The 18,717-nt window shown below is 49.7% G+C and carries 18 protein-coding genes, 2 tRNA genes and 1 pseudogene; 14 read left to right on the top strand and 7 right to left on the bottom strand.

Translation table 11 applies throughout. From position 1 onward, the window contains the following. The first annotated feature begins 2 nt into the window (after positions 1 to 2). The 4 genes from thiM to tenA are packed head-to-tail and all read left to right on the top strand — an operon-like array spanning position 3 to position 2,904. Entirely contained in the window at positions 3 to 803 is an 801-nt protein-coding gene (gene thiM, locus ACFOET_RS10235) for a hydroxyethylthiazole kinase (RefSeq protein ID WP_379022228.1), read from the top strand. Next, on the top strand, positions 793 to 1,434 hold the full coding sequence (gene thiE, locus ACFOET_RS10240) for a thiamine phosphate synthase (protein ID WP_379022230.1): 642 nt from the start codon (positions 793 to 795) through the stop codon (positions 1,432 to 1,434). Before thiM ends, thiE begins: the two co-directional genes overlap by 11 nt. Then, positions 1,431 to 2,270 (top strand): bifunctional hydroxymethylpyrimidine kinase/phosphomethylpyrimidine kinase, encoded by an 840-nt coding sequence (gene thiD / locus ACFOET_RS10245; RefSeq protein ID WP_379022232.1) that lies wholly within the window; start codon positions 1,431 to 1,433, stop codon positions 2,268 to 2,270. The genes thiE and thiD overlap by 4 nt, the downstream gene beginning before the upstream one ends. Further along, positions 2,257 to 2,904: a thiaminase II gene (tenA, locus tag ACFOET_RS10250; RefSeq protein WP_379022234.1), complete on the top strand. Its 648-nt coding sequence runs from the start codon at positions 2,257 to 2,259 to the stop codon at positions 2,902 to 2,904. The genes thiD and tenA overlap by 14 nt, the downstream gene beginning before the upstream one ends. 126 nt (positions 2,905 to 3,030) lie before the next feature. Here the strand turns inward: tenA and xth are convergent, their stop codons facing one another. The 3 genes and pseudogenes from xth to def all read right to left on the bottom strand — a co-directional run bounded on the left by xth (position 3,031) and on the right by def (position 4,789). After that, complete coding sequence (gene xth / locus ACFOET_RS10255) at positions 3,031 to 3,801, bottom strand: exodeoxyribonuclease III (protein WP_379022236.1); 771 nt, start codon at positions 3,799 to 3,801, stop codon at positions 3,031 to 3,033. Positions 3,802 to 4,030: 229 nt separating this feature from the next. Continuing rightward, a tRNA-Lys gene (locus ACFOET_RS10260) sits at positions 4,031 to 4,106 on the bottom strand. Between the two features lie 99 nt (positions 4,107 to 4,205). Continuing rightward, positions 4,206 to 4,789, bottom strand: a pseudogene (gene def, locus ACFOET_RS10265) (peptide deformylase). A gap of 58 nt (positions 4,790 to 4,847) precedes the next feature. Between def and ACFOET_RS10270 the strand changes: the two are divergent. After that, complete coding sequence (locus tag ACFOET_RS10270; RefSeq protein ID WP_379022238.1) at positions 4,848 to 5,000, top strand: hypothetical protein; 153 nt, start codon at positions 4,848 to 4,850, stop codon at positions 4,998 to 5,000. Between the two features lie 17 nt (positions 5,001 to 5,017). On the opposite strand, the gene ACFOET_RS10275 is transcribed toward ACFOET_RS10270, so the two are convergent. The 3 genes from ACFOET_RS10275 to ACFOET_RS10285 form a co-directional block, all read right to left on the bottom strand. Beyond that, entirely contained in the window at positions 5,018 to 5,416 is a 399-nt protein-coding gene (locus ACFOET_RS10275; RefSeq protein ID WP_379022240.1) for a Crp/Fnr family transcriptional regulator, read from the bottom strand. Positions 5,417 to 5,800: 384 nt separating this feature from the next. Beyond that, positions 5,801 to 5,890: transfer RNA gene (locus tag ACFOET_RS10280), tRNA-Ser, on the bottom strand. A 79-nt stretch (positions 5,891 to 5,969) separates the two neighbouring features. Further along, a complete protein-coding gene (locus ACFOET_RS10285) occupies positions 5,970 to 8,111 on the bottom strand; it encodes an HD family phosphohydrolase (RefSeq protein WP_379022242.1) in 2,142 nt (713 codons plus the stop codon). A gap of 161 nt (positions 8,112 to 8,272) precedes the next feature. Here ACFOET_RS10285 and ACFOET_RS10290 point away from each other — a divergent pair, with 161 nt between their 5' ends. From ACFOET_RS10290 to ACFOET_RS10300, 3 genes are all read left to right on the top strand, one after another. Next, positions 8,273 to 8,482, top strand: a complete 210-nt coding sequence (locus ACFOET_RS10290; protein WP_379022244.1) for a hypothetical protein — start codon at positions 8,273 to 8,275, stop codon at positions 8,480 to 8,482. A 61-nt stretch (positions 8,483 to 8,543) separates the two neighbouring features. Continuing rightward, positions 8,544 to 9,224, top strand: coding sequence for a ribulose-phosphate 3-epimerase (gene rpe / locus ACFOET_RS10295; protein ID WP_379022246.1), 681 nt, complete (start codon positions 8,544 to 8,546; stop codon positions 9,222 to 9,224). A 174-nt stretch (positions 9,225 to 9,398) separates the two neighbouring features. Next, positions 9,399 to 11,669, top strand: coding sequence for an aconitate hydratase (locus ACFOET_RS10300; protein ID WP_379022248.1), 2,271 nt, complete (start codon positions 9,399 to 9,401; stop codon positions 11,667 to 11,669). Positions 11,670 to 11,743: 74 nt separating this feature from the next. On the opposite strand, the gene ACFOET_RS10305 is transcribed toward ACFOET_RS10300, so the two are convergent. Beyond that, on the bottom strand, positions 11,744 to 12,595 hold the full coding sequence (locus ACFOET_RS10305; RefSeq protein WP_379022250.1) for an MBL fold metallo-hydrolase: 852 nt from the start codon (positions 12,593 to 12,595) through the stop codon (positions 11,744 to 11,746). 235 nt (positions 12,596 to 12,830) lie between these two features. On the opposite strand from ACFOET_RS10305, the gene pckA reads away from it, so the two are divergent. From pckA to prmA, 6 genes are all read left to right on the top strand, one after another. Beyond that, the gene (gene pckA, locus ACFOET_RS10310) at positions 12,831 to 14,447 is read left to right on the top strand and encodes a phosphoenolpyruvate carboxykinase (ATP) (RefSeq protein ID WP_379022252.1); all 1,617 of its coding nucleotides are present in this window, start codon (positions 12,831 to 12,833) and stop codon (positions 14,445 to 14,447) included. 194 nt (positions 14,448 to 14,641) lie between these two features. Continuing rightward, positions 14,642 to 15,772, top strand: coding sequence for a phosphotransferase enzyme family protein (locus ACFOET_RS10315; protein WP_379022254.1), 1,131 nt, complete (start codon positions 14,642 to 14,644; stop codon positions 15,770 to 15,772). A 12-nt stretch (positions 15,773 to 15,784) separates the two neighbouring features. Then, entirely contained in the window at positions 15,785 to 16,429 is a 645-nt protein-coding gene (locus ACFOET_RS10320; RefSeq protein ID WP_379022256.1) for a carbohydrate-binding family 9-like protein, read from the top strand. Positions 16,430 to 16,580: 151 nt separating this feature from the next. Next, entirely contained in the window at positions 16,581 to 16,829 is a 249-nt protein-coding gene (locus ACFOET_RS10325; protein ID WP_379022258.1) for a type B 50S ribosomal protein L31, read from the top strand. A gap of 263 nt (positions 16,830 to 17,092) precedes the next feature. Beyond that, positions 17,093 to 17,860 carry a triose-phosphate isomerase gene (tpiA, locus tag ACFOET_RS10330; protein ID WP_379022260.1) on the top strand — a complete coding sequence of 256 codons (768 nt, stop codon included), beginning with the start codon at positions 17,093 to 17,095 and terminating at the stop codon, positions 17,858 to 17,860. 17 nt (positions 17,861 to 17,877) lie between these two features. Then, positions 17,878 to 18,717 carry a 50S ribosomal protein L11 methyltransferase gene (prmA, locus tag ACFOET_RS10335; protein WP_379022262.1) on the top strand — a complete coding sequence of 280 codons (840 nt, stop codon included), beginning with the start codon at positions 17,878 to 17,880 and terminating at the stop codon, positions 18,715 to 18,717.

Consider the following 18,717-nt stretch of genomic DNA (forward strand, 5'->3'; position numbering starts at 1 on the left):
ATATGGAAAAGCAACTTTGGGATCATGTACAAACCGTCCGCCAGCAATCTCCGCTGGTGCAGAACATTACGAATTTTGTGGTTATGAACAATACGGCAAATGCGCTGCTCGCGGTGGGTGCCTCGCCCATCATGGCGCATGGCCATGCCGAATTGGACGATATGTCGCGGATTTGCCGGTCGCTGGTGGTTAACATTGGGACGTTGGATGATTATTGGGTGGCAGCGATGTTCCGGGCGGCGGTGTTAGCCGGGGAAGCCGGCAAACCTTGGGTACTGGACCCGGTGGGAGCCGGTGCATCGGGATACCGTGATACCACGCTCCGTGAGTTGCTGGAGCACCGGCCCACCGTAGTCCGCGGCAATGCTTCCGAAATCATGGCCTTGGCCAAGGCCAACACCAAGGCCACCAAGGGGGTGGACAGTACCGCGGCAAGCAGTGAAGCGTTGGACGCCGCACGATCCATTTGCCAGCGGTATGGCAGCGTAGTTTGCATTTCCGGTGCGGTGGACGTTGTGGTGGGGCCAGCCCAGTCGATGTATATCCACAATGGGGACCCACTAATGACGAAGGTAACGGGACTGGGGTGTTCGGCCACAGCCCTTATCGGTGCGTTTATTGCAGTGGTTGACAACCGCGTGGAGGCAGTAGGGGCGGCTATGGCGCTGATGGGTGTATGTGGCGAACTAGCTGCCGCCGCGAGTAGTGGGCCAGGAAGCCTGCAGGTCAACCTGTTGGACAAGCTGTATAACATTACGGAAGAGGAATTCACCACGCGGCTCCGGATTTCACATGAAGCCTGACTTTGCCTTTCCATATCGGCTATACCTGGTATTGTCTGAGGCCGACTGCAGGGGCAGAAACCCGCTGTGGGTGGCCGAGGAGGCTATCTTAGGTGGGGTAGACATTATTCAATTGCGGGAGAAGCATGCAAGTAATGATGTCTTCCAGAAAAAGGCAACACAGTTGAAGGCGGTGACAGACCGCTATGGAATACCCTTGATAATCAATGATAACTTAACGGTGGCTATGGCTGTGGGCGCATTCGGTATTCATGTGGGGCGGCAAGATATCCCACCCAGTGAGGTCCGCAATGCATGGCCAGATTGCCGGTTGCTGGGGTATTCCATCGAGCGATTAGCGCAATTGCAGCACTCTGAGACAGCAGTGGCCGACTGCCTTGGAGTCAGCCCGATTTTCAGAACGGCTACCAAGACCGACACGATAGCGGAATGGGGTATCACGGGCATCCGCCAACTCCGAAACTTGACGGGCAAACCGCTGATCGCCATCGGCCGGATGAATCGGGAAAACGTTGCAGACGCCATTCGCGCGGGGGCCGACTGCGTTGCCGTGGTTTCTGCGATCTGTGCAACAGACAGCCCACGAACCGCAGCAACTGAACTGAAAGAACTGATTAATAACGCGATATGAACAGAAAAAAATACCGATATCCTTCGGTACTTACCATTGCCGGGTTCGATGGCAGCGGAGGCGCCGGCATACAAGGAGACATCAAGACTATCTCTGCGCTGGGATGCTATGCTACCTCCGCACTGACCGCGCTGCCGATACAGAATACGCAGGGCGTCCGGACTATTTATCCGATTCCTTACCAAGCGGTAAACGAGCAGATAGAAACTATTCTTGACGATATTTTCCCGGATGCCATAAAAATCGGTATGGTACATACCGCTGAACTGGTGAGCACGATTTTGGATGCCTTAGCGCGGTATCCGCATGTGCCGGTGGTGTTCGACCCCGTGATGGTGGCTACCAGCGGCGACAAGCTCATCGAGGATAAGACCATTGCGGCGATCGTTGAGCGATTGTTTCCCATCGCAGCGGTCGTAACCCCGAACATGGACGAAGCGGCTATCCTCGCTGAGATGCCTGTGCGTACGTTGGATGACATGCGTCTTGCTGGCGCAAAAATCCGCCAACTTGGCTGCCGTTCGGTGCTGCTTAAAGGCGGACACCTCGATGCACCCCGTCTCACTTCCTTGTATTTTGATGAAGCGGGTGATGTACATGAGTTCAGCTTCGACAGGTTTGAGACAAACAACACACACGGTTCGGGCTGTACGTTGTCCTCTGCAATTGCCTGCTTTATCGCACAGGGAAGAAATCTGCTGGAAGCTGTGGGAGCTGGACAGGAATACGTGCACCAAGCGATCCTGCACAGCCGGGACGTGCAGGTCGGCCATGGCAATGGCCCATTGAATCATTTTTTTAATCCGCTTGAACTGAAGAAGTATGACTTGGTCTGAACATGCTTGGAGGTCCATTGAACCGCTGTACGGATCCATTATTGGCATGCCCTTCATTATGGAGTTGCAGGAGGGAACATTGCCCATCGTAAAGTTCCGGTTTTACATGGCGCAGGACTGGGGCTACCTGGAGCACTTCGGTCGTGCATTGGCGGTCATCGGCGCGCGCGCTGCGGGCATCGATGACGCGCTGGCATTCATGCGTTTCGGCGAGGGTGCTATCGTGGTGGAAAATGCGCTTCATGAATCGTATTTCCGGGATTTCGGTGTTACGGAGCGGGGCGTGCTTGAGCCTGCATGCCATCACTATGTGCATTACCTCAAAAGTACTGCTGCGCTGGAACCGGTAGAGGTGGCTATGGCTGCTGTGTTGCCCTGTTTCTGGATTTATAAAGAGGTGGGGGATCACATCTATACAAACCAAAAGTCTGGAAACAACCCTTACCAGCGGTGGATTGATACCTACGCGGGGGAGGACTTTGCGGTGTCCGTGCGACAAGCGATCCAAATCTGCGACAGCGTAGCCGAAGCGACGACGGGTAGTATGCGGGAGCGGATGACGGAAGCTTTTATCACAGCCAGCCGATTGGAATACCACTTTTGGGACAGTGCATACCGGCTGGTTAGGTGGTAGCGGTAACGCGGCGTTCGTCTCGATGTTTAGCTGACCGGCTTGCCCCGATCTGCCATCGAGGCACACCATGCCGGTAAAACCACTCGGGAACCCCGGCGTACATTCTAGTCGGTTGCAATGGCCGCCTCAGGACAACTCAATCCAAACTGGGGCATGGTCGCTGGTCTTTTCCCAGCCCCGTACATAGCGGTCTACACCAGCGGATTTGAGGCTCGGCTTTACCGAAGGGCTTAGCAAAAAGTGGTCGATGCGCAGGCCCGCATTGCGACCGAATGCATTGCGGAAATAGTCCCAGAATGTATAAATAGTTTCGTCGGGGTGGACGCTTCTGATGGCATCCGTCCATCCCTGAGCCATCAGCCTGCGGAAGGCTTCCCGGGTTTCAGGCCGGAAAAGCGCATCGTCTGTCCACCGCTCGGGTTTATACACGTCCATTTCTGTAGGGATCACATTGAAATCGCCGGTAAGGATCACGGGAGCTTTTTGGCTCAGCAGCGTTTGGCCATGCGCGATCAATCGGTCAAGCCAACGGAGTTTGTAGTCGAACTTGGGCCCCGGTGCGGGATTTCCATTTGGCAGGTATAAGCAACCGATGATGATCTCGTTTATTTTTGCTTCGATATAACGGCTGTGGCTATCTTCCGGATCGCCGGGAAGTGCCCGGCAGGTCTCCTCGGGCTGGCCGTACCGCGATAAAATCGCTACGCCATTCCAGCTTTTCTGGCCATGCCAAATAGCATGGTAGCCGGCATCTAGCAACGCCTCGGCTGGGAAATTTTCTTGGATGGCCTTCAATTCCTGCAGGCAAACGACGTCTGGCTGTGTTTCGCCCAGCCACCGCAGTACAACGGGTAGGCGGGCATTGATGCTATTGACGTTATAGGTGGCGATTTTCATCTGTTTGCGGATTTTGGGGCTAAATATCGTAATATTTAATTGTGGAACAAACTCAGGCCCTCTCGGCGACTACCGCCTTCCGTTTAGTAAGCACATCTGGACTGACATTGAGATGCTCAATTCGGTATTGCAAATCTAGAACCTAAACAGTCCGCTTTCAGACTATTGCACGTTCGTGGCTTAAGACGCAAAAAGTCGTTTTTCTATACGGAAAAACGACTTTTTTGACTGGTGACCCCGCAGAGATTCGAACTCTGGACCCACTGATTAAGAGTCAGTTGCTCTACCAGCTGAGCTACGGAGTCATCATCTGCTGCAAATATAAGAAAACAGAAACATCTGCTTGTTATTTTTCACCGATAAATTCTTACTCCATATTTATGTAGCGTTATTCCTATCGCATGTTATTTGCGGTATCGCATAGGATATCCCGCCGGCTGTAGCCCCTTTGCAATTTTCCGGAGTTTACCTTCCAACATCTTTCTTGTCAGCGGATGTAAATAATCAAGGTAGAGGATACCTTGAGTGTGGTCATACTCATGTTGCACCATGCGTGCCGTAGCCCCCGCAAAGGTTTTCGTCTGTTTTATAAAATTGCGGTCGTAATAGTCGATTGTAATTGCCCATGACCTGTTGATTTTTTGGGAAAAGTGGGGGATGCTCAGGCAGCCTTCTTCATCCTGCCATACTTGAGCCGATCGTTCCTGATCTCGGCATTGATAAATACTTCTTCGATTCCTTCATCATCAGGATGGAAATACAGTGCACGTTCCTCCTCATCGTAGTTTAAATAAGTCGTTTTGCTATCGATCACAAACAGCTGGATACACTTGCCGACCTGCGGTGCCGCCAATCCGCATCCGTTGGCATGGAGCATGGTTTCCCACATATTGTCGATCAGTTGCTGAAGTGCAGGATAACCCGCATCGATTGGTTCGCATTTCTTCCGTAGTATCGGATGGCCGTAAGACAGAATGGGTATAATCATGGCTAATCATCTTATCTTGGCAAAGGTCCATGGTACTGACCGATAATGCAATGAATCGATGTTAACAAATTTCCTTCCGTATGCGGCTGAGTGCCTGCGGCGTGATACCGATGTAAGACGCTACGTATTTGAGCGGGATGTGTTTGATGATTTCGGGTTGTTCGTTAAAAAGGTTCAGGTAACGCTCTTTGGCCGTGCAACGCAGCAGTGACAGTTCGCGTTTGCTTTTTAGAAGAACAGCTTTTCCGCGGCAATACGTCCGACAGCGTTGCCCGCTCGGGTGTTTGTATATACTTCTTGGAGATGACGGTAAGTTATACGCCAAGCAACAGTATCCGCCAGCGCCCCCAACTGATAGCCGGAAGGCGTTTGGGTAAGCAGGGAATCGTAAGCGCATGCGAATTCTTTACTAAAGCAGAAATGGAATGTGACTTCGTGTTCCTGATCTGGAATGTAATACCGCAGGATGCCGTGTTCAACGAAGTACAAAAATTGCTCAGTGTCGCCCTGTGCGGTCAGTATATCACCTTTCAAAAAACATATCCGTTCAAACCGGGCAGCGATATATTGCCAGTCTGTGCGGCTCAATGCCGTTAGTCCTTCGTAGTATGCTTTAATATGCCCCATGCGCGTAGCCGTCGTCTTGCAAAGATAAGCGATCCCGCCGTTATTTCGTCCTACTCAACGCCTTGTTAACTGTTTGTACGGGATGTAACACGCCTTGGTTACCAATCATCCGTTCCGGGATTAACGTTGCCTTAAGGCTTTGCAAGAGCGCCGATCCATGCGCGGGTCCGGCAGCAGTGGGAAGGAGCGCCCGCACGGGATTGGCTGCGTCCCGCATTACCCGCGCTCGTTGGCCGCAGCCTTCCCTACGCGGGGAGGTTCCAAAGCAAACAGCAAGGCTATCGCTGCGCTCGTCTTTTTTCGTTTAAACCGGTTAGCTCAAGCAAGCTTGGCTCAATCGTGTTAAACGAAAAACCCGACGGTCGTCGGGCTTGCTGTTTGCTTTGGCGGTGAGGGCGGGATTCGAACCCGCGGTACCGTTTCCAGTACGACAGTTTAGCAAACTGTTCCTTTCGGCCACTCAGGCACCTCACCTTTTTGCGAGTGCAAACGTACTATAAAAAAACGAATTTTAGAAAAATCGCATGCGAAAAAATCAATTTTTTCGGGGTGCTCAGTCGGTATGCTGAACAGTTCTGGGGTCGATCCGCTGAGCTGTGTTTCCCTTTTTGCTGGCATCGTAATCGATGCGGACATGATAAATACTTTTCAGCATATCCTTGAAGATTTCGCTGATCATTGTAATGTCTTTCAGTGTAATATTACTGTTTACAAGTTGCTTCTGGCTCAACTTAGACTCGATGATTTTGTCGACCAAATCGTTGAGGCTTTGCGCGGTGGGCTCCTTCAGGCTTCGGGAGGCGGCTTCCACGGAATCCGCCATCATTAATACGGCGGTCTCGCGCGAGAACGGGATTGGACCAGGATAGTGGAACACGTCTTCGTCTACGGATTTTTCGGGAAATGACTTGATATACGACTGATAAAAATAGTCTACTCGTGTGGTTCCGTGATGGGTCCGGATGAAATCAATGATCACATCGGGCAATTGATACTTCTTTGCCAACTCGATTCCCTTTGCCACATGGGAAATGATAATCTGCGCGCTCTGTTCGAAGGAAAGGCCATCGTGCGGATTGTATCCTTTAGTCTGATTTTCTATAAAATACTGTGGGTTTGACATCTTACCGATGTCGTGATAAAGCGCGCCCGCCCGTACCAGTAAGGTGTTGCCGCCTATCTTGTAAATCGCAGCTTCGGCGAGGTTGGCTACCTGCATGGAGTGCTGGAAGGTGCCCGGGGCTTTGTATGAAAGTTCGCGGAGCAACTTCGAATTGCTATTGGTGAGCTCCATCAAGGTGACGTCCGAAATAATGCCGAATACCCGCTCGAATCCGTAAATCAGCGGATAGGCCAGTAATGTAAGCAGCACGCTAAAGACAAAGGGTGCAATGTCTGACCAATTGAGGTTGCCGAACGATCCATCGCGCATAAGGCCCATCCCGATATAGGCCGCCAAGTAAGTGCCCAAAATAATGGCAGATGAAATCAGAAATTGCTCTCTTTTTACCAATGTTTTGATGCTATAAATGGCTACCATCCCGGCGGAAAACTGCAAAAAGACGAATTCGAAGCTGTTCGGTACAAAGAAGGCTGCCAAAAGCACCATCAGCAAGTGGATGTTGAGCGCCAAACGGGTGTCAAAAAGAATGCGTATGATAATCGGTACGATGCAATAGGGGATATAATACAGGCTGGGAAGCCTGATTGTGATTGCCCAAGACAATACCAGCAACATGCCTGTAATCACAATAAGAATCAGAAAGACCAACCGGTTGTTGTGATAGATGTCTTTTCGGAACAGGTAAATAAACACAAAGAGCAGTGTTACCACCAGGGCTACGATCAAAAACTGCCCAAGCATGACCAGTGCACGGTTTCCGCCGATACGCGCTTCCTCTTCGTAAGCTTTGCGCAACGACTCGACCTTTTGGTAAATCTCATTGGTTACGGTCGTTCCGTTTGCAACAATGAGCTCACCCCGCTGTACCATGCCTCTCGTGGTAGATATGCTTGCTAACGCATCTTCTTCCAGCTTGGCTGTCATGGATTCATTAAATTGATAATTCACGCTGAGGTAAGCAGTGAGCATTTCGACAAACCACTCTTTCTGCTTGATGGCCGACCGCGCTTTTATCGCCTTTTCGAGATGTTCACGTGCTGTCTCCGTGGTGAAAACCGCCGCAGTATTGAGTTGCCTTGCTACATTGTCCGTCAGCAGGGTGAAGTTGTAGTGGGTTTGCTCACGCTGAAATTTATTGTTCAATGCGATGATGCCGCGCTTGTAGACATCGGTAAGCAATTGGCGGCCAACCTGTTCATAGGTAGCCATGTTCTCCCCGAGGGTGTCCAATCCGGAGGCCCGCCATTTCTCAGGCAAATCGGTCTCGAACTGGGCGAGCTGCTGGTCTAAAAGTTGTGTGTTGTTGTTATAGATCGGATATACGGACTTAAGTACGTTTTCTCGGTCTCTGTCCAGCTCGGCCTGGGTTTTCAGGACGGCAAAATTGTAAGGGGATATCAGGTCTTCATGCATCCACACCTTACCCTTTTCAAACTCATACCTGAAACGCGGTTGCTTCGGCAAAAATAACGTGATCAATGTGACACTCGCCAGTATCATCGCATACTTGGGTAAATAACCGTATTTAGGCGCAGTATAAGTTGATTCGTATTTGATTTTTAGCCTTGCCACTTGTCATATTTTAGTCCAAATTTACTAAAAAAACGATAGCATGCGAAGGAAACTGGATTTTTGGGCCAAAAAGAAGTGGCTTAACAATATGGTAAATTACTGTTAATTGCAAGTTATTATTGATGCGGTAACTTTTGTCCGCAAAATAAATAGCGTGTATCATGACAAAATCGAATATTGAAATCACCGACAGTGAGTACCTCATCACATTGAGCAAAAGTGAGTTCGAATACCCGCTGGTGCGAAAGCTCCTGAATAGATTACTCAGCGGCAACCTGTATCAGGATGCCGACGACGCAAACGAAGAGGATCCGGCCAATAAATATCCCTCGGACCTTGGGGAGCGTTTCGACTTTCTTGCAGATAAATAACTTCAGATCGGTGCTTGGCAAAGAATAAGCGGTAATTGATTATCTTTGCAGAAAAAGAACCATGTCGAAGCGTAAACACCTTGTAGCTCCTTCTTTACTGTCCGCTGATTTTGCACATTTGCACGACGATATTACGATGGTCAATCAAAGTGAGGCAGACTGGTTTCACGTGGATATCATGGACGGTGTTTTCGTGCCCAACATCTCTTTTGGGTTCCCTGTGTTAGCGTCCATTGCGCACTATGCGAGAAAACCGCTGGATGTGCATCTGATGATCTCGGACCCTGATAAATACCTCGGACAGTTCAAAGAACTGGGCGCAGATCATATTACAGTGCATCTCGAAGCTTGTACCCACCTGAACCGGACAGTACACGCGATAAGGGAATTGGGATGTACCGCAGGAGTAGCCATCAATCCGAGTACCCCTGTCTCCCTTCTCCATGAGATCGTAGAAGACGTAGATGTGGTACTGATCATGTCAGTCAACCCGGGGTTTGGGGGGCAACAATTCATCGAGGGTACTTATCGGAAAATAAAGGAACTGCGGAGACTGGCTGAAGAAAGAAACGATCGTTTATTGATCGAGGTCGACGGTGGTGTAAGTATTCATAACGCCCTGGCGCTGTTGAAGGCAGGGGCAGATATTTTGGTGGCCGGGAACTCCATTTTTGCAGCCAAGAATCCAATTCATGCGATTGCCGAACTCAAACGGATAAAGCCGGATCTGATTTCCGTCTAATTGCGCAGCTCAAGTTCTTTGGGTTGTTTAGAACGTTTACAAATTGGTCGGGCGTACAGGCAATGGTCGTCAGAAGATGTTTTTTTTGTAAATTCGCAACAATTTTTCAGGTAACGGTACGATATTTCCGTTATGTGTTTCTTTTCTTAATCTTACGCTAATACATTATTATAGATGGCATTTGATATTGACATGATTAAAAAGGTTTACGGCCAATATGCAGCACGTATTGCAGCTGCACGTAAGGTTGTAAACAAACCGCTGACCTTGACAGAGAAGATTTTATACACCCATTTATGGGACGGTAATGCTGCGCAGGCATATGAACGTGGGGGGTCGTACGTCGACTTTGCCCCTGATCGCGTGGCGATGCAGGATGCGACCGCCCAAATGGCGTTGCTGCAATTCATGCAGGCGGGAAGACCCAGGGTGGCCGTACCTTCCACCGTGCATTGCGACCACCTCATCCGCGCGAAAGAGGGAGCCGAAAAGGACCTTGCTGTAGCTACCACGGAAAGCAGGGAGGTTTTTGATTTTCTCGCGTCCGTATCCAATAAGTATGGTATCGGTTTCTGGAAACCGGGGGCGGGAATCATCCATCAGGTTGTATTGGAAAACTATGCATTTCCGGGTGGACTGATGATTGGTACGGATTCCCATACCGTCAATGCGGGTGGACTCGGCATGCTGGCAATCGGCGTGGGTGGGGCTGACGCCTGTGACGTGATGGCCGGGCTCCCCTGGGAGCTTAAATTTCCCAAACTGATCGGTATAAAGCTGACAGGTAAACTCAACGGATGGACAGCTCCGAAGGACGTAATTCTGAAAGTGGCCGGTATACTTACGGTTAAAGGTGGCACCGGATGCATCGTCGAATATTTCGGCGAAGGAGCACAGTCTATGTCTTGCACGGGAAAAGGCACCATTTGCAACATGGGGGCTGAGATCGGGGCGACGACGTCTACGTTCGGGTATGATGAATCGATGGAACGCTACCTCCGTGCAACCAACCGTGCAGATGTGGCCGATGCAGCTAACACCATCAAAGAGCACCTCACGGCCGACCCGGAAGTGTATGCCGACCCCGAACGCTATTTCGATCAGGTCATTGAAATCAACCTGTCGGAGTTGGAGCCGCACCTGAACGGTCCTTTTACTCCGGATTTGGCAACTCCCGTGTCAAAAATGAAAGAAGAAGCCGCCAAGAACGGTTGGCCACTGAAAGTTGAATGGGGGCTGATCGGCTCTTGTACCAATTCCTCATATGAGGATTTGTCTCGCGCTGCATCCGTAGCAAAACAGGCGGTAGAGAAAGGGCTGGCAACAAAGGCGGAGTTCGGTATCAACCCCGGATCTGAGCAGGTGCGCTACACCGCTGAACGGGATGGTCTGCTCGATACGTTCACCGATTTGGATGCCACTATTTTTACCAATGCTTGCGGCCCTTGTATCGGAATGTGGGCGCGGGTTGGCGCTGAGAAAGCGGAAAAAAACACAATTGTCCATTCCTTTAACCGTAACTTTGCGAAACGTGCTGACGGCAACCCCAACACGTATGCTTTTGTAGCGTCGCCGGAGCTGGTCGCCGCCATTGCTATCTCGGGCAACCTCTCATTCAATCCGATTACGGACACGTTAGTCAACGATAAGGGAGAGGCTGTGAAGCTTGATCCGCCCTCGGGGGATGAGTTGCCCCAAAAGGGATTTGACGTGGAAGATCCAGGTTACCAAGCACCAGCTGCAGATGGAAGCAACGTCCAGGTGGTTGTGTCTCCGACATCTGACCGTCTCCAATTGCTCGATCCGTTTCCAGCTTGGGAAGGAACTGACCTTACCGGTTTGAAGTTGCTGATCAAGGCAAAAGGCAAATGTACAACAGATCATATCTCTATGGCCGGACCGTGGCTCAAATACCGCGGACACCTGGATAACATTTCAAACAACCTGCTCATCGGAGCGGTGAATTTCTTCAACGATAAGACAGATTGGGTAAAAAACCAGCTGACTAACGAATACGGGCCGGTGCCTGCCACCCAACGGGACTATAAGGCTGCGGGAATAGGTTCCATCGTTGTCGGTGATGAAAATTACGGTGAAGGATCGTCCCGTGAGCATGCCGCTATGGAGCCGCGTCATCTTGGAGTCCGTGCTGTATTGGTTAAGTCATTTGCACGTATTCATGAAACCAACCTGAAAAAACAGGGAATGCTGGCCTTGACCTTTGCTAGTAAGGACGATTACGATAAAATACTCGAAGACGACACGTTTGACATCGTGGGGCTTACCGATTTTGCGCCTAATAAGTCGTTGAAGTTGGTGATCCATCATATAGACGGTTCGGTGGATGAAATTGAAGTCAACCACAGCTACAACGAGCAGCAAATCGGCTGGTTCAGGGCGGGAGGTGCATTAAACATCATCCGGCAGGGCCAAGCCTTAGGGTAATATCGGCTGCCTCCGAACTGAACAAAAGCCGTTCCGTAATTTCCGGGACGGCTTTTTAAGTTATTTCTGTAGCCTTATCCAAGCCACTCATTCAATGAAAAGGTATCTTTTAGCCGGTACCCTTTCTCGGTCAGTTGAATGGTGCAGCATTCGTTTACCGGATCGTGCTCCAAAAACAGGGCGTAGTCGCCATCGACCGCTTCCTGCCAGTATTTTTTCCGCTCTTCCATTGTAGTGAGCGGGCGCACATCGTAGCTCATGACGTAGGGGAGGGGGATGTGGCCGGCCGAAGGAAGCAAGTCAGCCATGTAAAGTAGCGTCTTGCCCTGATAACTGATCTGGGGCAACATCATGGCATCTGTATGCCCATGGGCGAAGCGAATGGTGATATTTTCCGAGAAACGTATACCATCTTCTACATCCAGAAAGCGGAGCTGTCCGCTTTCGTATATGGGAATGATGTTTTCCTGTAAGAAGGAGGGTTTTTCACGGTGGTTTGGAAACAAGGCCCAGTCCCAATGTTGTTTGTTGCTCCAATACAGGGCGTTTTTAAAAGCAGGGAGTAACCGGCCATCAGCCTCAGAGCGATGAATAGCTCCACCTACGTGATCGAAGTGAAGATGCGTGAGGATCACGTCTGTGATATCATCTCGGTGAAAGCCGTTTTTGGCAAGCGAATCGTCCAGCGTCGCATCGCCATGGCGATAATAATGGCTGAAAAACTTGCTGCTTTGTTTGTTGCCGAGCCCCGTGTCGACCAGAATCAGCCGTTGGCCATCTTCGATAAGCAGTAGCCGTGCTGCCCATGTGCACATATTGCGTTCGTCTGCAGGATTTGTACGTTGCCATATCGATTTCGGAACGACGCCGAACATAGCGCCGCCATCGAGCTTGAATAATCCGGTATCAATGCTATATAGTTTCATGCGTCTTTACGTATCATTTGGTTAACTGCTAAAGATAACAAACAAGGGGAAAAACTTAAAACTGCATTCGATTTTTTGGAAAATACGGCTAAAACGATAAACTATACTGTAATACAATTTGTTATCTTAGTGTATCTTTTACAAAAAGCTGATTTACAGTGGTTTTTGATCTATAGTATCCGTTTTTAATCCCTACTTTTGCAGCATCTTGATTCATTAATTAGATAAAAATGCTATGAATGCTTCAAAAAAAGCAATTCCTGATCTAAGTTACCTTTTTATCCGGAATAAAGAAAAGGTACACTATCAAAAGAGTGTGGCCGAATTGGTTGAACAGGCAATCACCCGACAGGAGGGCACGCTCTCCGATTCCGGCGCGTTGGTTGCAGATACCGGGCGATTTACCGGTCGCGCACCACATGACCGTTTCATCGTACAGGATACGCTGACCCGGGATACCGTGTGGTGGGGGGATATCAACCAACCGATATCCGAGGCGTCATTTGCGTATTTGTTCAAGCAAGTGGCTGAATATTTCAGCCATAGGGAAATATTCGTCCGCGATGTTTTCGCCGGTTCGGATCGGGCGCATGCCATTGATGTGCGTGTGGTGTCAGAAACCGCTTACCAGAGTATCTTTGTTAACAACCTATTTATTCGGTCGGCTGCGCCCGATGAGCGCAAACGTCCGGCGTGGTCTATTTTAGCTGCTCCCGGCTATGCCTGCCCGGACCCAGAACAGCATGGGCTACATAACCATCACTTCGTAATCATCAATTTTTCCCAGCGGGTGATCTTGGTAGGAGGAACCGGATATACCGGCGAAATTAAGAAGGCGGTTTTTTCCGTGCTTAATTTCCTGCTGCCCCTTCAAAAGCGGGTGCTCTCGATGCATTGTGCAGCCAATACAGACGGCAACGGTCATACGGCACTTTTTTTCGGGCTTTCGGGAACCGGCAAAACCACACTGTCTGCCGACGGGGGGCGGCAGCTGATCGGGGATGACGAACATGGGTGGGACGAGTCTGGTATTTTTAATTTCGAAGGTGGCTGTTATGCGAAATGCATTGGCCTCGACGAAGATAAAGAGCCTGACATCTTCCGTGCCATCCGCTTTGGAGCGCTAGTAGAAAACGTCAATTTTTTTCCCGGGACGCGTAACCCGGATTATGAGGATGTGTCAAAGACAGAAAATACCCGGGTCGCCTATCCCATCGATCACGTGGCCGGCGCGGTCGCGTCAGGACGGGCAGCCGAGCCTAAGGACATTTTTTTCCTCACCGCTGACGCATTTGGCGTGATTCCCCCGGTATCACTGCTGTCCACTACGCAGGCAATGTATCACTTCATGTCCGGCTATACGGCAAAAATTGCTGGAACCGAGATTGGCATCAAGGAGCCGAAGGCCGTCTTTTCCGCATGCTTCGGCGAAGCGTTCCTGCCTTTACATCCGTCGCATTATGCTGAATTGTTGAGAGCTAAACTCGCCGATAAGCGCATCAATGTGTGGTTGGTCAATACCGGCTGGATTGCTGGACCCTATGGCGTGGGACGCCGGATCAAACTTGACTATACCCGTGCCATCGTCAGGGCGGCGCTTACGGGTACGCTCAAGGAGTCCACTTTCTGCCGCCACCCTGTTTTCGGATTTGACTATCCCACAAGTTGTCCAGGTGTGCCCGATGCGGTACTTGATCCGGTGCAATTATGGCCAGACAAAAGCGCTTACTATGCTCAAACCTGTCAGTTGGCGAAGCTGTTTGTGGACAACTTCCGTAAGTTTGAGAATCACGTGAGCAGCGACGTGCTGGAAGCATCGCCGATCGTTTTGGAGGCGGCCCCGATAGTTTGATAAGTATTGTTTAATAATCACAGATGTGCCTCCGCGAGCTGAGCTTGCGGAGGCATTTTATGTCACCCGGCAAACGGGTACTTGAATTTTTCTCAGATAGCGCAAACGATTGTGTGGCGAATTGATATGGTTATTACTTCACGAATTTGCATATTGCGTCTTGTTTTATAGCAGAGACCGTATATCTTATCTTTATGAGTAATATCAATCCAAAACGGCTACGCCTATTGGCAAATGTGTTTGCTATTGAAGGAAATGTTACCGCGGTCGTGCCGTTCGGATCGGGGCATATCAACGATACTTACCATGTCCAGACTGACCGTCAGGAGCCAGACTACCTGCTGCAGCGAATAAACCACCATGTGTTTGCCAATGTGGCAGCCGTGATGCAGAATATAAAGCTGGTAACGCAGCATCTTAAAACGCGCTATTACTCAATCGGTAATGGTATACAGCGGCCCGAGGAACGGGTGCTTACGTTGATACCGACCAAACTGGATAAGCTGTATTACCAGGATGAAACTGGCAACTTCTGGCGAATGTTTATCATGCTGGCCAATACGCGGAGCTACGACATTGTCCAGACGGAGCGTCAGGCCAGGGAGGGTGGACGGGCATTCGGGCAATTCCAGCGCCTTTTGGCAGATTTGGATGTACGGCTCATCCGTGAGGTCCTCCCGGGTTTCCATCACATCGGAAAACGATTGAGCAACCTCAGGACGGCCATTGAAGCAGATGCTGCGCAACGTGTCTCACGGGTAGCCGGCGAATTGGCGTTCATTACACGCCGGGAAAAGCGTATGCAGACCCTGTTAGATTTAGCCGGACCCGGTCAGCTGCCACTGCGGATCACTCACAATGATACAAAATTCAACAATGTGTTGCTGAATGCACAAGACCAATCGCAATGTGTAATCGATCTGGACACGGTGATGCCCGGATACGTAGCCTATGACTTTGGAGATGCAATCCGTACCATCATTAACAGCGCAGCGGAAGATGAAGCAGATGTGGATAAAATCAAATTAAATATCTCGTTGTTTGAGGCTTACACTGAAGGGTATCTCGAAGAAGCCCATCCTTTTTTGACGCAGGAGGAAATTGACTCGCTGATAGAAGGGGTGTTGTTGCTGCCCTATATGCAGGCCGTCAGGTTTCTTACGGACTTTTTGGAAGGCGATCATTACTTCAAGATTTATCATCCGGACCACAACCTGCAGCGCGCAAGGGCACAGCTCAAATTGGTAGAAAAGCTTGAGCAACATGAATCGGAGCTGCGGCATATTGTCACGCGCGTAGCCGAAGGATACCGGCGGACGGTTTAATGTTGATTTTTGATGAAGCAGTTAGTCATTCCCTTTTTGGAAGCAGTAGATTACAGTTCGTCAGCCAGAAGGCTATGGGAGGCATCAGCCACACTGATGGCCAATAAGCTTGACGAAGTGCCCTGGCCCTCATTTCCATATAAACCGTTGGTGCAATTTAGGGCCGCCCATACAATAGACAGCCTGTTGCTGGTTTATGACGTCAGCGAAAAACATGTTAAGGGGGTATACCGGAACACCAACGATCCAGTTTACAGAGACAGTTGTGTAGAATTTTTTCTGTCATTTGATGGGACGAATTACTATAACCTAGAATTTAATTGTCTGGGCGTTGGTCTGATCGCTTATGGAGGTACCGACAAGGGTATGCGCAGGCTATTGCCCAACGCCACGGTGGAAAAAGTGCGGGCAATCAGTGAGCTGGGCGCCGTCCGCGGTAAAGGCGCGGACAACCAATGGCGCTTGTTGTTGAATATCCCATTCACTGTGTTTGACGCCCATGCGGTGGATTCGTTGGCTGGCCGCCGCTGTCATGGGAATTTTTACAAGTGCGGCGATGACCTACCCATACCGCATTTTATTGCTTGGAACGGCATTGACTCCCCAACCCCCAATTTCCATTTGCCGGAGTTTTTTGGGGAGTTGTTGTTTCTGTAACCGGGAAACCGAAGTCTCCCCACCCAGAAGCTACCACTAAGCATGTCACGCGTTTGGACAATTTGTTCAACAAGCGAAATAATATTGGAAGTTTAACCGAAATATCCTATCTTTGCACGCTAAAACAGGAATATAGTAACTCGTAGATAAAATGAAAAAAGACTTGCATCCATCGAATTACAGGTTAGTAGTTTTTAAGGATATGTCAAATGATTATGCGTTTTTGACCAAATCATGCATTGACACGAAAGAAACCACCAAGTGGGAAGATGGAAACGAATATCCATTGGTGAAGCTTGAAATCTCCCATACTTCGCATCCGTATTATACAGGTAAGATGAAGTTGGTCGATACCGCAGGGCGTATTGACAAATTCCGCAACCGTTACAGTAAAAAGTAGGCGCCGCAAGCTAAATGAATATTGGTCCCGATATTTTATCGGGACTTTTTTATTTTAGCCGTTCTAAATGGAAGCCTATGCATGCGTGCTGGTTACCCAAATTTATATTGCCGTGCGTCTTCGCGACAAAACGTTGTCGTGCAGCAAGCCGATGGTGTCCTCCAGTCGCGCTATACTGTTTGTTGAGAACGGTGCCATGCAAATCAAAAGGCGCCGGGGTCCTAAAAAGTAATTTTTAATCATTTACATAGACATCAAGCATCATGCGAAAGAAAATTGTTGCCGGAAACTGGAAAATGAACCTTGACTACCAACAAGGATTAAGCTTATTCTCTGAAATTGTAAACATGGTAAAGGACGAGGTGATCGGAAGCCAACAGGTGGTCATCTGTAGCCCTTTCATCCACCTTCACAGCATCGCCCAATTGGCCAAAGGCACAACGCAAGTTGCGATAGGAGCCCAGAATATTTATTTCGAAGACGCCGGAGCGTATACCGGTGAAGTATCTGCCGTCCAGGTAAAATCCACGGGGGCTGACTATGTAATTTTAGGGCATTCCGAACGACGGGCATATTTCGGCGAAGATGATCAGATGCTACGCAAAAAAGCGGATGCTGCACTGAAACATGGGTTATCTCCTATTTTCTGCATCGGCGAAACGCAAGAAGAGCGTGAATCCAACAACTACTTTGAAGTGATACGGACGCAATTGGAACAGGGCATCTTTCATCTTTCGGGTGATGTCTTTGATCGGGTGGTATTGGCTTATGAGCCGGTTTGGGCGATCGGTACCGGGCTGACAGCATCACCCGAACAGGCGCAGGAAGTTCATGCATTTATTCGCAGCGAGTTGGTTTCCCGGTACGGTCAAGACATTGCCGGACGCACTACGTTATTGTACGGCGGGAGCTGCAACCCCAAAAATGCACCGCAATTGTTTGCCCAGCCGGATATCGATGGAGGCTTGATTGGCGGTGCATCACTAAAATCGCGTGATTTCACAGATATTGTAAAGGTATTCAATAACTGAACCGGCGATCCATTGCCATGAAATATACGGAAGTCATATTCACCTGCCTTGGCGGCGAAGACTGGCAGCAAGACTTGTTGATACATGACCTTGCCCGCATGGGGTTTGATACGTTCGAGTCGCTTGATCGTGGTTTTGCAGGTTATATTTCTTCAGAACAACTCAATTTACAAGCTGTTGAATCGTTGCTGATCCACCAGCCCAAAGGTTTTGAAGTAACTTATGAGGTGCGGGAAATTCTCCCCCAGAACTGGAATGAGGTTTGGGAGCGGAACTTTGAGCCGGTGATCGTGGCGGACCAGTGTTATGTGAGGGCGACGTTTCATGCCCCCAAACCTGAATGTCCATACGAAATCGTTATTGACCCTAAGATGGCGTTCGGTACCGGCCACCACCAAACCACGTCGCTAATGATGCGTTATATGCTGGAGACTGCATTTGAGGGTAAAACCGTACTGGATATGGGATGCGGAACAGGTATTTTGGCTATACTGGCTGCAAAACTAGGTGCCGCCAATATATGGGCGGTAGATAACGACCCAGTATGCGTTGCCAGCGTGGAGGAAAATAAGTTGCTCAACAATACCACATCTATTGTAGCTAAGGGTGGCTCTGCTGAACAGATTGCGAATCAACGTTTCGATATCGTACTGGCCAACATCAACCGCAACATCTTGCTGGATCAACTCACCAGCTACGCCCAATGTCTTTGCTCTGGGGGGATGCTGTTCATCAGCGGCTTTTACATCGGGGAGGACCTTGATGCGTTGAAGGCAGCGGCTACGCGGTACGGCCTCGCTTACGACAGTTGCAAGGAATTGGATGGTTGGGCTGCCGCACGGTTCACAGTACAATAA

It is taken from the genome of Parapedobacter deserti (genome assembly GCF_042646065.1).
In the GTDB taxonomy this organism is placed as follows: Bacteria; Bacteroidota; Bacteroidia; order Sphingobacteriales; family Sphingobacteriaceae; genus Parapedobacter; species Parapedobacter deserti.

Coding starts and splice junctions, on each gene's coding strand:
- thiM (WP_379022228.1), top strand. CDS start 3: ATGGAAAAGCAACTTTGGGATCATGTACAAACCGTCCGCCAGCAATCT.
- thiE (WP_379022230.1), top strand. CDS start 793: ATGAAGCCTGACTTTGCCTTTCCATATCGGCTATACCTGGTATTGTCT.
- thiD (WP_379022232.1), top strand. CDS start 1,431: ATGAACAGAAAAAAATACCGATATCCTTCGGTACTTACCATTGCCGGG.
- tenA (WP_379022234.1), top strand. CDS start 2,257: ATGACTTGGTCTGAACATGCTTGGAGGTCCATTGAACCGCTGTACGGA.
- xth (WP_379022236.1), bottom strand. CDS start 3,801: ATGAAAATCGCCACCTATAACGTCAATAGCATCAATGCCCGCCTACCC.
- ACFOET_RS10270 (WP_379022238.1), top strand. CDS start 4,848: ATGTTAACAAATTTCCTTCCGTATGCGGCTGAGTGCCTGCGGCGTGAT.
- ACFOET_RS10275 (WP_379022240.1), bottom strand. CDS start 5,416: ATGGGGCATATTAAAGCATACTACGAAGGACTAACGGCATTGAGCCGC.
- ACFOET_RS10290 (WP_379022244.1), top strand. CDS start 8,273: ATGACAAAATCGAATATTGAAATCACCGACAGTGAGTACCTCATCACA.
- rpe (WP_379022246.1), top strand. CDS start 8,544: ATGTCGAAGCGTAAACACCTTGTAGCTCCTTCTTTACTGTCCGCTGAT.
- ACFOET_RS10300 (WP_379022248.1), top strand. CDS start 9,399: ATGGCATTTGATATTGACATGATTAAAAAGGTTTACGGCCAATATGCA.
- ACFOET_RS10305 (WP_379022250.1), bottom strand. CDS start 12,595: ATGAAACTATATAGCATTGATACCGGATTATTCAAGCTCGATGGCGGC.
- pckA (WP_379022252.1), top strand. CDS start 12,831: ATGAATGCTTCAAAAAAAGCAATTCCTGATCTAAGTTACCTTTTTATC.
- ACFOET_RS10315 (WP_379022254.1), top strand. CDS start 14,642: ATGAGTAATATCAATCCAAAACGGCTACGCCTATTGGCAAATGTGTTT.
- ACFOET_RS10320 (WP_379022256.1), top strand. CDS start 15,785: ATGAAGCAGTTAGTCATTCCCTTTTTGGAAGCAGTAGATTACAGTTCG.
- ACFOET_RS10325 (WP_379022258.1), top strand. CDS start 16,581: ATGAAAAAAGACTTGCATCCATCGAATTACAGGTTAGTAGTTTTTAAG.
- tpiA (WP_379022260.1), top strand. CDS start 17,093: ATGCGAAAGAAAATTGTTGCCGGAAACTGGAAAATGAACCTTGACTAC.
- prmA (WP_379022262.1), top strand. CDS start 17,878: ATGAAATATACGGAAGTCATATTCACCTGCCTTGGCGGCGAAGACTGG.